Here is a 13,345-nt window from a genome sequence, read left to right on the forward strand (position 1 = left end):
CTGCCCCGCGCCCCGGTCAGCTGGCCGCCGCCTCCTGCGAGGCGGCGCCCAGGCCCTCCGCCGCGTCCGCGACCCGGCGCAGCAGGTCGAGGAAGACGGTCTGCTCGGCGGGGGCCAGCGGGGCGAGGAAGACCTCGTTCATCCGGGCCGTGCGGACGGTGAGTTCGCGGTGCACGGCGCGGCCCTCGTCGGTGACGTCGAGCCGGGAGCGGCGGCCGTCGCGCGGGTCGCGCGTCTTGCGCAGCAGCCCGCGCCGGGTCAGCCGGGTGACGACCTCCGCGATCGTCGACCGGTCAAGGCCCACCCGCTCGCCGACGGTCCGCTGGTCCAGGCCCGGGGAGGCGACCAGCGTGTTGAGGACGGCGAACTGGGGGGACGTGGTCTGCTCGGAGACCATCGTGTTCCAGAGCAGATAGTGGACCTGCTGGAGCCGCCGGGCCAGATGTCCGGGGTGGCCGCTCAAGTCGACTGCGGACACGGTGTGTTCCTCTCCTGCTGCCGCTCGACAGCGAGCGCTTTCGGTCAACCGCGTACGGTCAAGTGTTCAGCCCACTGCGGGTGTTGACCCGTCCGACTCGTCCCGTTAGCTTCGGAAGGCGGTAGGTGCTCAGTGCACTGACTAAACACTGAGCCTACCGCTACGGGGAAGCGAAGGGCAGGGGGAAGCAATGGCCGAAATTCGAGGGCTGCGCGAGGCGGTGGCCGACCTGATCCGCGATGGGGACACGGTCGCCATGGAGGGGTTCACCCATCTCATTCCGTTCGCGGCGGCCCATGAGGTCATCCGGCAGGGCATCACCGATCTCACGCTGGTGCGGATGACCCCGGACGTGATCTACGACCAGCTCATCGGGGCGGGGCTGGCCAGGAAGCTGGTGTTCTCCTGGGGCGGCAGCCCGGGCGTCGGCTCCCTGCACCGGTTCCGCGACGCGGTGGAGAACGGCTGGCCGCGGCCGCTGGAGCTGGACGAGCACAGCCACGCGGGCATGGCCAACCGCTATGCGGCGGGCGCCTCCCGGCTGCCGTTCGCGCTCCTCAACGGCTACCGCGGCAGCGACTTGGGACGCCGTACGACAACGGTGTCAACGCTCGACAGCCCCCTCACCGGGCAGGAGCTGGCGGCGGTCGCCGCGGTCAACCCGGACGTCACGGTCATCCACGCCCAGCAGGCCGACCGCGAGGGCAACGTCCAGCTGTGGGGGCTCGCCGGGGTGCAGAAGGAGGCGGTCCTGGCGGCCGAGCGGGTGCTCGTCACCGTCGAGGAGCTCGTCGAGGTGCTGGAGCCGCGCCCGGGCGGCGTGGTGCTGCCGGGCTGGGTCGTCGACGCCGTCGCCTGGGTGCCGGGCGGAGCCCATCCCTCGTACGCCGCCGGGTACTCGGAGCGGGACAACGACTACTACCGGGAGTGGGACCGCGTCTCGCGGGACCGGGACGTGTTCCAGCAGTGGCTCAGGGAGTGTGTGACCGGATGAGCGACGGGCTGGGCGGGGCCGGGCCGGGGCCACAGCGGCGGCGACAGCAGTACGGGGCATCGCCCGACGGTCTCGACCAGCACGTCATCGACACCGAGACGGCCGAGGTCCGGGCCGCTGTCCGGGAGAGCGGCGCCGGCCACCCGCCGTACGTGGGCAGCCCGTCGCGCCTCCCGCGGCGTCCGCCGCTCCCGGTGCGCGACCCGGACGCCGTCGAGCTGAGCGGGCCGGTCTTCGGCGCCGGTGATGTCGGCCCGCTCGACCACGATCTGACCGTGCACCACCGGGGCGAGCCGCTGGGGGAGCGCATCACGGTCAGCGGCCGGATCGTGGACGGCCGGGGGCGGCCGGTGGCGGGTCAGCTGACCGAGATCTGGCAGGCCAACGCGGCCGGACGGTACGCCCATCGGCTCGACCGGCACCGCGCGCCGCTCGACCCCCACTTCACCGGCTTCGGCCGCTGCCTCACCGACGCGGACGGGCGCTACTCCTTCACCACCATCAAGCCCGGCGCGTACCCCTGGCAGCACCACGAGAACGCCTGGCGGCCCGCGCACATCCACTTCTCGCTCTTCGGGACCGCCTTCACCCAGCGGCTGATCACCCAGATGTACTTCCCGGGCGACCCGCTCCTTGAGTACGACCCGATCCTGCTCTCGGTCCCCGGCGAGGCCGCGCGGAGTCGTCTGGTCGCGGCATACGACCCCCAACTATCCGTCCCCGAATGGTCGTTGGGCTACCGCTGGGACATCGTGCTCGGCGGGCCGTCCGCCACCGCGTTCGAGGAGGGGGAGCGGTGAGGCAGCCCACGCCCGCGCAGACCATCGGGCCCTTCTACGGCCACGCCCTGCCCTTCGCGGGCGGCGAGGCGATGGCCCCGCCGGGCCACCCGGGCACCCTCACGCTGCACGGCCATGTCTACGACGGGGACGGCGAGCCGGTGACCGACGCCCTGCTGGAGTTCTGGCAGCCGGGGCCCGACGGCTCCCGTACCGGCAAGCCCGGTTCGCTCGCCCGCAACGGGGTCGACTTCACCGGCTTCGGCCGGGTCCCCACCGACGGGTCGGGCCACTGGACCCTGCGCACGCTGGCGCCGGGCGGGGTCCCGTACCTCTGCGTCGCGGTCTTCGCGCGCGGCCTGCCAAACCACTTGTTCACCCGGGTGTATCTGGCCGAGGCGCCGGACCCGCTGCTCGACTCCCTGGAGCCGGAGCTGCGCCGCACGCTGGTGGCCGCGCCCGACCCCGCCGTGCGCGGCCACCGCTTCGACATCCATCTCCAGGGGCCGCACGAGACGGTGTTCCTGGAATTCCACTGACCCGCCGCCGACTCCGCCCGCGCCGTGGCCCGGCGCGTGCCGGAGCCGACGGCGCAGGCGGAGTGACGGGCCGTCAGCTCTGCGGGACGTACGACGGACGGCCCCGGCCGCGCGTCAGCGCGTACCCGGCGACACCGGCGAGCGCGCCGAGCACACCGCCGACGGCCGTCCAGATCCAGCGGTCGGTCCACCAGCCGGACGACCAGCCGTCCTCCGGCTCGGCCTTCGGGCCGCCCGCGCCCAGCGGCGTGGACAGGCCGCCGTCCACCGCGTGGGAGCCCCCGGTTTCCTTGGTGGTCGGCTTCATCTCCGCCTTGACGGGCAGACCCCGCTCGGAGGCGGGCAGCCCGACGGCGGTCAGCCGTACGTAGTAGCTGCCCGGCAGCGGATCGTTCGACCAGCCGTCGGCCCAGGCGCGCACCGGGCGCAGCGTGCAGGAGAGCGTCACGCTGGTGGCGTCGGGCGCGGCCGCGCGGGACTGCGCCCCGTACATGCACGGCTGGCGGCGGCGCAGCCCGTCGTACACGTCGATCCGCCAGGTCGTCGCGGCCTGGCGGCCGGCCGACGGCAGCGTCACCGTGGCGTCGACGGTGGGGCGCTGCCCCGCGTCGGCGGGGAAGACCCAGTACAGGTAGTCACCGCTCGACGCCGTCGCGGTGGCCTGCTGGCCCTGCTTGACGACCGTGGCGGCCCGGAACGTGGTGCCCGCCTCCGTCGGCGCGCCGGAGGACTTGCTCGGGCTGGGCGACGGCGTGTCCGCCAGCGCCGGTGCCGCCGGGGCGAGCAGCGCGGCGCCCGTGAGCAGCGCCGCGGCCAGCATCCTTGTGGTACGCATCAGTTGGTCCTCCAGACAGCCACGCGCCAGCGCGAGATCCAGCCCCACAGCAGACCGGCGAGGAGGCCGGTGAGCACCAGCACGCCGAGCAGCCACCAGCCGCGGCCGAGGCCGAAGGCGGCCACGTCCGAGGGCTGGTCGGGGCCGTCGACGACGTCCACGGTCAGCTCGACGGGCATGCCGGGCGTGGTCTTCACGGACGCGGGCGCCGAGAAGGAGTTGCTGACCTGGAGGCAGACGGTCTCCACGGCGTCCTTGTCGGCGTCGTCCTTCGCCTCCGGCTTGGGATAGCGCAGACCGGTCGAGATCAGGTCGGTGCGGCCGTCGCCCGCCTCGGAGCCGCGCACGATCTCCCGGCCGTGCCGGGTGACGGCCCGCATCAGGACGCCGTAGTCGTTGTTGACGGCGCGGTCGGCGCCGATGCTGACGGCGGCGCGCAGCTCCTGGCCGGGCTTGACGTCGACCTTGTACCAGCGGTGCTCGCCGAACGTCTCGCGGTCGGTGTACAGGCCGGGCTTCAGCTGGGGCGCGCTCTCGCAGCTCGCGGCGCCGTTGGTGGCGACCGGGACCACCACCGGGTCGGCGGCGCGGTCCACGGACTGCTTGACGCGGTCCTTGAGCTCGTCCTTGTGCTTCACCGAGGTGTACGTGCCGCCGGTCGCCTGCGCGATGCAGGTCAGCTGGTCACGGGTCTTGGCGTCGGGGTTGAGCCCGAGGGTGTCGATGACCAGGTGGATGCCCTGGGCGGCGATGTCGCGCGCCACCTCGCACGGGTCGAGCGGGGCGCAGGTGTCCTCGCCGTCCGTGATGAGCACGATCCGGCGGGTCGCCTCGCCGCCCTTGAGGTCCTGCGCCGCGCCCTGGAGGGCGGGGCCGATCGGCGTCCAGCCGGTCGGGGCGAGGGTGGCGACGGCGGTCTTCGCCTCGGTGCGGTCGAGCGGGCCGACCGGGTACAGCTGGCGGGTGTCCTTGCAGCCGACCTGGCGGTCGTTGCCCGGGTAGTTGGCGCCGAGCGTGCGTATGCCGAGCTCGACCTCCGGCGGGGCCGAGTCCAGTACGTCGTTGAAGGCCTGCTTGGCGACGACCATCCGGGACTGGCCGTCGATGTCGCGGGCCCGCATGGAGCCGCTGACGTCGAGCACCAGCTCGACCTTGGGTGCGGCCTTCTGCGCGGGCGGTCCGTCGGCCGCGACCGCGTCGGCCGGGAGGATACCGGTGGCGAGGGTGGCGAGCAGCGCGCCCACCCCGGCCGCCAGCCGTTTTCTGGTGATCATCGCCGGATCCTATGGAAGATCGGATCCCCGCCCAAATCCGGCGACGCGGCGGCCGGTTCCGCCGAGCGGCGGGCCGAGGGCCGCCCGGGTCAGGGATCCGCGCGCTTCACGCTCTCCAGGAGCATGTCCAGCCACTCGGTGACCTTGTCCCGGTGCTTGTCCGTGGGGAGCTGGGCGGCCCGCCAGGCGATGCCGCGCACCCCGTGGTCCTGGAGCAGGCGCTCCAGCGGGTCGTCCCCGGCCGGGGCGAGCGCGTCGAGTTCGCGCTCCCGGTCGTGCTCGCGGGCGGCGAAGGCGTGCAGCAGCTCCTGCTCGGTGCGGAGCAGCGCGTCGCCGAGGGCCTCGCTGTCCTCGGCGGTGAGATAGCCCGCGTGGACCTTGAAGAAGCGCTGGATGGCGTCGCAGTGCTCCATGGTCGGGCGCCGGTCGCCGTTGATGAGCGCGCCCGCCTGCTGCCGGGACATCCCGGCGCCGTCGGCGATCTCCTGCTGGGTGTAGGGGCGGCCGTTCGGTTTCAGCCGGGAGCGGCGCAGCGCCGAGAACCGCTGGAGGAACCGGGCCTGGACGTCCGGTTCGCCGGCCGGGCGGCCCTCCAGCAGCGCCTGGACGACATCGGCCGGAACACCGGAGGCGTCGGAGAGCTGGTGCACGTCGAAGACCTCTGCCTGGCTCATTCCGAGCTTGCGGGCCAGTTCGTCGACGCGGGCGGCGATGTCCCCCAGAGGGCCCGTGGCCGCCGGTCCCGGATCCGAGAAGCCGTCCGTCACCAGTAATTCTCCTAGATCACACGAGTTGCTCCGCACACCTCGAACACAGAGTGAAGATGTCCGGAGGCTACTTGCTCACACCGCAGAGAACCAGAACTTGCCACAGCTGTGGCGTATTTGAGGCGTTCTCGGGCCGGAATGCCACGATGGTTGACATTGTCTCGTCGGCGGGAGCAGGATCGCACCACGGTGCGAAGATCGACCTCTGTGCGGCGAGGCCGCTGGGCCATGAGGACGCAGAGGACGGCAGGCGCACCGCGTGCCTGCAAGAGGAGTCGCGTTCTCGATGGTGAAAGAACCGTTGGTGAACAGGTCAGCCGGCCCCGTACCGGAGAACGGACGGGGCGCCACCGCCACCGACCAGTGGGACGCCGAGGCGCGTGCCTACGTCGACGACCACATAGCGATGATGGACGCCACGGACTTACCGTCGTTCCTCGTCGACCGCAGTTGGAACGTCGTGCACGCCAACACCGCGTACGACACGCTGTTCCGGGCCGTGGGCCCCCACCCCACCGCGATGCCGGGCGACAACTTCCTGCGTTTCGTCCTCTTCCACCCCCACGCGGGCTCCGTGCTCGCCCAGCACGAGACGGGTTGGTGCCTCCCCATGCTCGCGCAGCTCTCGTCCGCCCTGGAGCGCGACCCGCACGACCCCGAACTGCGGGCCGTGCACCGTGAGATCGCCGACGACCCGCTGATGAGCGCGGCCTACCAGCAGGGCCTGCCGCACTGGATGCGCATGGTCGGCCCGGCCGCCGTGCACCACGACGGGACCGTACGGGCCGTGCGCCACCCCGACCCCGGCTGGGACGCCGTGGAGTGCCGCGTCCTCGACGAGTCCTCCGGCACGCTGGGCGAGCTGGGACTGCGCCGGGTCACCCTGGTCCTGCGCCGCGAGAGCGCCGAGCCCCGCGCGCACGCCCCCGAGAGCGCGCCGAGAAACGTCGTGATCACCCGGCGCCGGGGCCATCTGAGCGTCGTCCGCACGGAACCGGCCCCCGTCGAGAGCTGATCCGGAGCCGCCCGTCACGGCCGCCGTGGACAATGGGCGGGTGACACTCCGCTACCGCGTACTCGGACCGACGCGGGCCCTGTGCCCGGACGGCGGCGAGGTGCCGCTCGGCGGCGCCCGGCTGCGGGCCCTGCTCGCCGCCCTCGCGGCGGGCGCCGGACGCGCGGTGCCGGTGCCGGAGCTGGCCGCCCGGGTCTGGGACGACGACACCGCGCCCGCCGACGAGGCCGCGGCCGTGCAGGCGCTGGTCGGACGGCTGCGGCGGGCGCTCGGCCGGGACGCCGTGGAGTCCGCGCCGGGCGGCTACCGGCTGGCGGCCGACCCCGACGACATCGACGTGTTCCGCTTCGAACGGCTGGCCGGGGAAGGCGCGGACGCGCTGGCGGACGGGGACGCGCGCAAGGCGGCACAACTGCTCGACGACGCCCTCGCGCTGTGGCGGGGGCCGGTTCTCGCCGACCTTCCGGTACGGGAGCGGGACCCGCTGGTCGTCCGGGCCGAGCGCCGCCACGCCGAGGCGCGCCGCTCCCGCCTCGCCGCCGACACCGCGCTCGGCCGCGCCGAGCACACCCTGCCGGAACTGGCCGCCCTGGTCGCGGCGGCGCCCCTGGACGAGCCGCTGCGGGCCCTGCACCTGCGCGCGCTGACGGCGGCGGGGCGCCGGGCCGAGGCGCTGGTGGCGTACGAGTCGGCCCGCCGCGCGCTCGACGAGGCGCTGGGCACCGCCCCGGGGCCAGAACTGCGGGCGTTGCACGCCGAGTTGCTGCGGGACGACCCCTCGACGATCCCGTCCGCCCGAGCCGTGTCGGGCCAGTACGAGGAGAGCGCTCCCCGCCCCGGCAACCTCCGTGCCCGCCTCACCTCCTTCGTCGGGCGCGAGCCGGAACTCCTCGCCCTGCGCGCGGACTTGGCCGACGCCCGGCTCGTCACCCTCACCGGGCCCGGCGGCGCGGGCAAGACCCGGCTCGCCCTGGAGGCCGCCGAGGCCGTCGCCGCCAAGTGGGCCGACGGCGTCTGGCTGGCCGAGCTCGCATCCGTAAGGGAGGCGGCGCAGCTGCCGCAGGCCCTGCTCACCGTGCTCGGCGCGCGCGAGAGCGTGCTGCTCACCGCGGCCGAGACCGGACCCCGCGACCCGCTGGAACGGCTCGTCGCGCACTGCGGCCACCGCCGGATGCTGCTCGTCCTCGACAACTGCGAGCAGATCGCCGCCGGGGCGGCCGAGCTGGCGCACGAACTGCTCACCGCCTGCCCCGGCGTCACCGTCCTCGCCACCAGCAGGGAACCGCTCGGCGTTCCGGGAGAGCGGGTGCGCGCGGTGGGCCCCCTGCCGCTGGACACCGCCCTGCGGCTGTTCGGCGAACGGGGCGCGGCGGCCCGGGCGGGCTTTCGCGTGGCCGAGGACCCGGAGGCCGCCGCCGAGGTCTGCCGCCGCCTCGACGGCCTGCCCCTCGCCCTCGAACTCGCCGCCGCCCGGCTGCGGATGCTCACTCCGCGCCAGCTCGCCGACCGCCTCGACGACCGGTTCCGCCTCCTCGGCGACGGCGCCCGCACCAGCCGCACGCTGCGGCCCCGGCAGCAGACCCTGCGGGCCGTGGTCGACTGGTCCTGGGAGCTCCTGGACGCACGCGAGCGGGCCGTGCTGCGCCGCCTCGCCGTCTTCTCCGGCGGCTTCGCGCTGCCCGAGGCGGAGGCGGTCTGCGCCGATCCCGCCGACCCGTCGCCGCACCCCGGCGACGTACTCGGCCTGATCGCCTCCCTCGTCGACAAGTCCCTGGTCGTGGCGGCCCCGGACGGCGGCGCGATGCGCTACCGGCTCCTGGAGACCGTCGCGGAGTACGCGGCCGAGCGGCTCGCCGAGTCGGGCGAGCGCACGGCGGCCGAGCTGCGCCACCTGGTCGCGTACCGCGAACTCGCCCGCACCGGCGAGGCCGTGCTGCGCGGGCCCGGGCAGGCCGACGGGATTCGGCGGTTCGAGACCGAGCACGGGAACGTACGGACCGCGCTCGGCCGGGCCGTCGAGCACGGCCGCGAACAGGACGCGCTCTGTCTGACCCTCTCCATGAGCTGGTTCTGGCAGTTGCGCGGCCACCAGAGCGACGCCCGCGCCTGGTCGCTCGCCGCGGCCGGGATGGGGCCCGACCCGTTCGCCGAGCCGGTGCGCCCCGCCGTGCCGCTCGCGGCCCGCTGCACCGACGCGCCGCCGCCGTGGTCCGAGGAGCAGCTGTGGGAGGCCCGGCGCGGGGTGCGGATGATGCTGTTCGCGGGCGGCGGCGAGGGCGAGGGTGCGGAGTTCGCCAATCCCGCGGCCCGGCCGTATCTGGGTCGGATCGTGGCCGCGTACGGCTCGGCGATGCCGCAGAACTGCCGCCAGCCCGGGTCCGTCTGGTACTTCGCCCGGATGCTCACCCGTGAGTTCGCCGGGTTCCCGCAGGCCGTCGACGCGATGGTCCAGGACTGCCGGGCGCTGGGCGAGCCCTGGGACCTCGCCTTCGCGCTGCTGCTGAGGGCCAAGCTGGCCGGCGGTCCCGACGCGGACGAGGCGCTGGCCCTGTTCGAGCGGCTCGGGGACCCGTGGGCGATCGCCGAGACGCTCTCGGCGCGCGGCGAGGACCACTCGCGGCGCGGCCGGTACGAAGAGGCCGCCGCCGACTTCGAGCGGGCCATGGAGTCCACCACCTGGACCGGCGCGCACGCCCAGGGCCCCATGTTCAAGGCGCGCCTCGCCACCGTCCGCCTCGCCGTCGCCCGGACGGCCGAGGAGAGCGGGCGGGCCGAGCGGCTGCTGCTCGACGCCGTCGAGGAGTCGCGCCAGTACACGGGCGAGGGCGTCGGCACCGCCCGGATGCTGCTCGCCCACCACTACGCGGCCACCGGTCGCGTCGGCCGGGCGCGTGAGCAACTGCGCCTGACGGAGGGCGAGTTCACCAAGAACGTGCCCGAGATGTTCCGCGGTCTCGTCGCCGGTGCGGACGGCTGGCTGGACTGCCTCTGCGGCGCGTACGCCGACGCGCTCGGGCAGGTGCGCGAGGCGGTGCGGCAGCTGGAAGGACAGGCGTATCTGGTCGCCCCCAACCTGATCACCAGCCAGTTCCTCGTCGCCGCCTGGGCCAAGGCGCACCTGGGCGCCGCCGAGGAGGGCGCCCGGCTGCTCGGGGCGTACGACCGGCACGCCGACGGGCGGCACGGCGGCTTCGGGCTGCGCCCGCTGCCGTCCGAGCCCGCCGTCCGGCGCCGCGCCGAGGCCGAACTGCGCGCCGTGCTCGACGACACCGCGTACCGCCGCTCGTACGAAGAGGGGCACGGGCTCGCCGTGGAGGTGGCCGCGGGCCTGGTGTGAGGTGCGGTGGTGAGCCGCGTGGAGGGGGAGCGCGCGAGGGGCGCGTGAAGCTCGGCTGTTGGCCCGCTTAAGAAAACCTCGATGGACGCGAGTGGCTCTTGCTCGGCAGATTAGTGATCAGCCATGGAACCATGGCTTTCGCCCCTCTTTGTACGTCCCGGGAGCCGCCCCCATGAAGGCCCTTGTCAAGCAGCACGCCGAACCCGGACTGTGGCTCATGGACGTCCCCGAGCCGGAGACCGGCCCCGGCGACGTACTGATCAAGGTGCTGCGCACCGGCATCTGCGGCACCGACCTGCACATCCGCTCCTGGGACGGCTGGGCGCAGGGCGCCGTCAAGACCCCCCTCGTCCTCGGCCACGAGTTCGTCGGCGAGGTCGCGGCGGTCGGCGCGGACGTCCGGGACATCGCGGTCGGCGACCTGGTCAGCGGCGAGGGCCATCTGGTCTGCGGCAAGTGCCGCAACTGCCTGGCGGGCCGCCGTCACCTGTGCCGCTCCACGATCGGCCTGGGCGTGGGGCGCGACGGCGCCTTCGCGGAGTACGTGGCGCTGCCCGCCGCCAACGTGTGGGTGCACCGCACCCCGGTCCCCCTCGACGTCGCCGCGATCTTCGACCCGTTCGGCAACGCCGTGCACACCGCGCTCTCCTTCCCGCTGGTCGGCGAGGACGTCCTGATCACCGGCGCGGGCCCGATCGGCATCATGGCCGCGGCCGTCGCCAAGCACGCGGGCGCCCGCAACGTCGTGATCACCGACGTCAGCCCCGAGCGCCTGGAGATCGCCCGCAAGGCGGGTGCCACGCTCGCGGTGAACGTGGCGCAGTCCTCCATCGCGGAAGCGCAGCGGCAGCTCGGTCTGCGCGAGGGCTTCGACGTCGGCCTGGAGATGTCGGGCCGCGCCGAGGCCATGCGCGACATGATCGACAACATGACGCACGGCGGCAAGATCGCGATGCTCGGCCTGCCCGCGCAGGAGTTCGCCGTCGACTGGTCGAAGATCGTCACCTCGATGATCACGGTCAAGGGCATCTACGGCCGTGAGATGTTCGAGACGTGGTACGCGATGACGGTGCTGCTCGAAGGCGGCCTCGACCTCTCCCCGGTGATCACCGGCAGCTACGCCTACCGGGACTTCGACGCGGCCTTCGACGAGGCCGCCACCGCCCGCAGCGGCAAGATCATCCTCGACTGGACCGCCTGAGTCCGCTTCACGGCATCTAGGAGCCTGAGCATGTACGCGTCCGTCCGCGACGACCTCCAGAAGACCCTCGACGAGATCCGCGAGGCCGGTCTCTTCAAGCCCGAGCGGGTGATCTCCACCCCGCAGAACGCCTCGGTGGCCGTCCCCACCGGCGAGGTCCTCAACTTCTGCGCCAACAACTACCTGGGCCTCGCCGACCACCCCGAGGTGATCGCCGCCGCCAAGGAGGCGCTCGACCGCTGGGGCTACGGCATGGCCTCGGTCCGCTTCATCTGCGGCACCCAGGACGTCCACAAGGAGCTGGAGGCGCGTCTGTCGGCGTTCCTCGGCCAGGAGGACACCATCCTCTACTCGTCCTGCTTCGACGCCAACGGCGGTGTCTTCGAGACCCTGCTCGGCGCCGAGGACGCGGTGATCTCCGACGCCCTCAACCACGCCTCGATCATCGACGGCATCCGGCTCTCCAAGGCCGCCCGCTACCGGTACGCCAACCGCGACATGGCCGAGCTGGAGGCGAAGCTCAAGGAGGCCTCCGGTGCGCGCCGTCGCCTCATCGTCACCGACGGTGTCTTCTCCATGGACGGCTACGTCGCCCCGCTCCAGGAGATCTGCGACCTCGCCGACCGCTACGACGCGATGGTCATGGTCGACGACTCGCACGCCGTCGGCTTCGTCGGCCCCGGCGGCCGCGGCACGCCCGAGCTGCACGGCGTCATGGACCGGGTCGACATCATCACCGGCACCCTCGGCAAGGCGCTGGGCGGCGCCTCCGGCGGCTACGTCGCGGCCCGCGCCGAGATCGTCGCCCTGCTGCGCCAGCGCTCGCGTCCGTACCTCTTCTCGAACTCGCTGGCCCCGGTGATCGCCGCCGCCTCCCTGAAGGTCCTCGACCTGCTGGAGTCGGCGGGCGACCTGCGCGACAAGCTCGCCGCCAACACCGCGCTCTTCCGGACGAAGATGACCGAGGCGGGCTTCGAGATCCTGCCCGGCGACCACGCCATCGCCCCCGTCATGATCGGCGACGCCGCCGAGGCCGCCCGCATGGCCGAGCTGCTCCTCGAGCGCGGTGTCTACGTGATCGGGTTCTCCTACCCGGTGGTCCCGATGGGCGCGGCCCGCATCCGGGTCCAGCTCTCCGCCGCGCACTCCACCGAGGACGTGGAGCGGGCGGTGGCGGCGTTCGTCGACGCTCGGGCGACAATGGCCGGGTGATCGACCCGCGCCGGCTCCGCATCCTGCGCGCCGCGGCGGACCACCGTACGGTGACCGCCGCGGCCGCAGCGCTCTATCTGACCCCCTCGGCCGTCTCCCAGCAGCTCGCCGCCCTGGAGCAGGAGACCGGCCACACGCTGCTGACCCGCAGCGGCAAGGGCGTACGGCTCACCGCGGCCGGCGAGATCCTCCTGGAGCACGCCAACGCGGTCCTCGCCCAGCTGGAGCGGGCGGAGGCGGAGCTCGCCGCGTACGCGGGCGGCGCGGCCGGCGACGTGACGGTGGCGGCGTTCGCCACCGGCATCGCGGAGGTGCTCGCCCCGGCCGTGGCCCGGCTGCGCGGGACGCACCCCACGATCCGGGTCCGGGTGCGCGACGCCGAGGGCGACGAGTCGCTGCCGATGGTCCTGGACGGCGAGGCGGACGTGGCGCTCGCGGTCGAGTACCGGGGCGCCCCCAGGGAGGACGACCGGCGGCTGGCCCGGGTCGCGCTCTACGCGGAGTCCTTCGACGCGGTGCTCCCGGCCGGGCACCCGCTGGCGCCCGCGCCGCAGGTGCGGCTGTCCGAGCTCGCCGAGGACGACTGGATCGGCCCGTACCCCGGCAACCCCTGCCACGACGTGGTCTTCCTCGCCTGTGAGCTGGCGGGCTTCGAGCCGCGGCTCGTCCACTCCTCGGACGACTTCCGTGCCGTGGTGGCGCTGGCGGGAGCGGGGGCGGGCGTGGCGCTGGTGCCGCGCTCGGCGCTGCGCGGCATGGAGCAGAAGAACACGGTGGTGCGCCCGGTGGCGGGCCCCGCCGCCACCCGCCGCGTCTTCGCGGCGGTCCGCAGCGGCGCCGAGCACCACCCGCTGATCAGCCCGGTCCTGGACGCCCTGGTGCGGGCGGCGGAAGGTCTGACGACGGGCTGAGCC

12 protein-coding genes are annotated in these 13,345 nt (G+C 73.8%); 8 read left to right on the plus strand and 4 right to left on the minus strand.

Annotated elements, in window-relative coordinates; genetic code table 11:
• Window positions 1-16 precede the first annotated feature (16 nt).
• Window positions 17-478, minus strand: a complete 462-nt coding sequence (locus BX283_RS32250; protein WP_101390956.1) for a MarR family winged helix-turn-helix transcriptional regulator — start codon at window positions 476-478, stop codon at window positions 17-19.
• Between the two features lie 190 nt (window positions 479-668).
• Between BX283_RS32250 and BX283_RS32255 the strand changes: the two genes are divergently transcribed.
• The 3 genes from BX283_RS32255 to pcaG are packed head-to-tail and all read left to right on the plus strand — an operon-like array spanning window position 669 to window position 2,790.
• The gene (locus tag BX283_RS32255; protein WP_101390957.1) at window positions 669-1,472 is read left to right on the plus strand and encodes a CoA transferase subunit A; all 804 of its coding nucleotides are present in this window, start codon (window positions 669-671) and stop codon (window positions 1,470-1,472) included.
• On the plus strand, window positions 1,469-2,272 hold the full coding sequence (gene pcaH, locus BX283_RS32260) for a protocatechuate 3,4-dioxygenase subunit beta (RefSeq protein WP_101390958.1): 804 nt from the start codon (window positions 1,469-1,471) through the stop codon (window positions 2,270-2,272). Before BX283_RS32255 ends, pcaH begins: the two co-directional genes overlap by 4 nt.
• Window positions 2,269-2,790, plus strand: a complete 522-nt coding sequence (pcaG, locus tag BX283_RS32265; RefSeq protein WP_257584004.1) for a protocatechuate 3,4-dioxygenase subunit alpha — start codon at window positions 2,269-2,271, stop codon at window positions 2,788-2,790. Before pcaH ends, pcaG begins: the two co-directional genes overlap by 4 nt.
• 73 nt (window positions 2,791-2,863) lie before the next feature.
• Here pcaG and BX283_RS32270 read toward each other — a convergent pair whose 3' ends face one another.
• From BX283_RS32270 to BX283_RS32280, 3 genes are all read right to left on the minus strand, one after another.
• Window positions 2,864-3,625, minus strand: a complete 762-nt coding sequence (locus BX283_RS32270; protein WP_101390960.1) for a hypothetical protein — start codon at window positions 3,623-3,625, stop codon at window positions 2,864-2,866.
• Window positions 3,625-4,899 carry a VWA domain-containing protein gene (locus tag BX283_RS32275; RefSeq protein WP_101390961.1) on the minus strand — a complete coding sequence of 425 codons (1,275 nt, stop codon included), beginning with the start codon at window positions 4,897-4,899 and terminating at the stop codon, window positions 3,625-3,627. The genes BX283_RS32270 and BX283_RS32275 overlap by 1 nt, the downstream gene beginning before the upstream one ends.
• A gap of 89 nt (window positions 4,900-4,988) precedes the next feature.
• Window positions 4,989-5,666, minus strand: a complete 678-nt coding sequence (locus BX283_RS32280) for a helix-turn-helix transcriptional regulator (RefSeq protein ID WP_101390962.1) — start codon at window positions 5,664-5,666, stop codon at window positions 4,989-4,991.
• A 304-nt stretch (window positions 5,667-5,970) separates the two neighbouring features.
• Between BX283_RS32280 and BX283_RS32285 the strand changes: the two genes are divergently transcribed.
• The 5 genes from BX283_RS32285 to BX283_RS32305 all read left to right on the plus strand — a co-directional run bounded on the left by BX283_RS32285 (window position 5,971) and on the right by BX283_RS32305 (window position 13,342).
• On the plus strand, window positions 5,971-6,681 hold the full coding sequence (locus BX283_RS32285) for a hypothetical protein (protein ID WP_143676508.1): 711 nt from the start codon (window positions 5,971-5,973) through the stop codon (window positions 6,679-6,681).
• Between the two features lie 40 nt (window positions 6,682-6,721).
• A complete protein-coding gene (locus BX283_RS32290) occupies window positions 6,722-10,018 on the plus strand; it encodes a BTAD domain-containing putative transcriptional regulator (RefSeq protein ID WP_101390964.1) in 3,297 nt (1,098 codons plus the stop codon).
• A 172-nt stretch (window positions 10,019-10,190) separates the two neighbouring features.
• Window positions 10,191-11,219, plus strand: a complete 1,029-nt coding sequence (tdh, locus tag BX283_RS32295) for an L-threonine 3-dehydrogenase (RefSeq protein ID WP_101390965.1) — start codon at window positions 10,191-10,193, stop codon at window positions 11,217-11,219.
• Between the two features lie 30 nt (window positions 11,220-11,249).
• A complete protein-coding gene (locus tag BX283_RS32300; protein WP_101390966.1) occupies window positions 11,250-12,431 on the plus strand; it encodes a glycine C-acetyltransferase in 1,182 nt (393 codons plus the stop codon).
• A complete protein-coding gene (locus tag BX283_RS32305; RefSeq protein ID WP_101390967.1) occupies window positions 12,428-13,342 on the plus strand; it encodes a LysR family transcriptional regulator in 915 nt (304 codons plus the stop codon). Before BX283_RS32300 ends, BX283_RS32305 begins: the two co-directional genes overlap by 4 nt.
• Window positions 13,343-13,345 lie beyond the last annotated feature (3 nt).

Source organism: Streptomyces sp. TLI_146, from assembly GCF_002846415.1.
Lineage (GTDB): Bacteria > Actinomycetota > Actinomycetes > Streptomycetales > Streptomycetaceae > Streptomyces.

Coding starts and splice junctions, on each gene's coding strand:
- BX283_RS32275 (WP_101390961.1), bottom strand. CDS start 4,899: ATGATCACCAGAAAACGGCTGGCGGCCGGGGTGGGCGCGCTGCTCGCC.
- pcaH (WP_101390958.1), top strand. CDS start 1,469: ATGAGCGACGGGCTGGGCGGGGCCGGGCCGGGGCCACAGCGGCGGCGA.
- tdh (WP_101390965.1), top strand. CDS start 10,191: ATGAAGGCCCTTGTCAAGCAGCACGCCGAACCCGGACTGTGGCTCATG.
- BX283_RS32300 (WP_101390966.1), top strand. CDS start 11,250: ATGTACGCGTCCGTCCGCGACGACCTCCAGAAGACCCTCGACGAGATC.
- BX283_RS32255 (WP_101390957.1), top strand. CDS start 669: ATGGCCGAAATTCGAGGGCTGCGCGAGGCGGTGGCCGACCTGATCCGC.
- BX283_RS32270 (WP_101390960.1), bottom strand. CDS start 3,625: ATGCGTACCACAAGGATGCTGGCCGCGGCGCTGCTCACGGGCGCCGCG.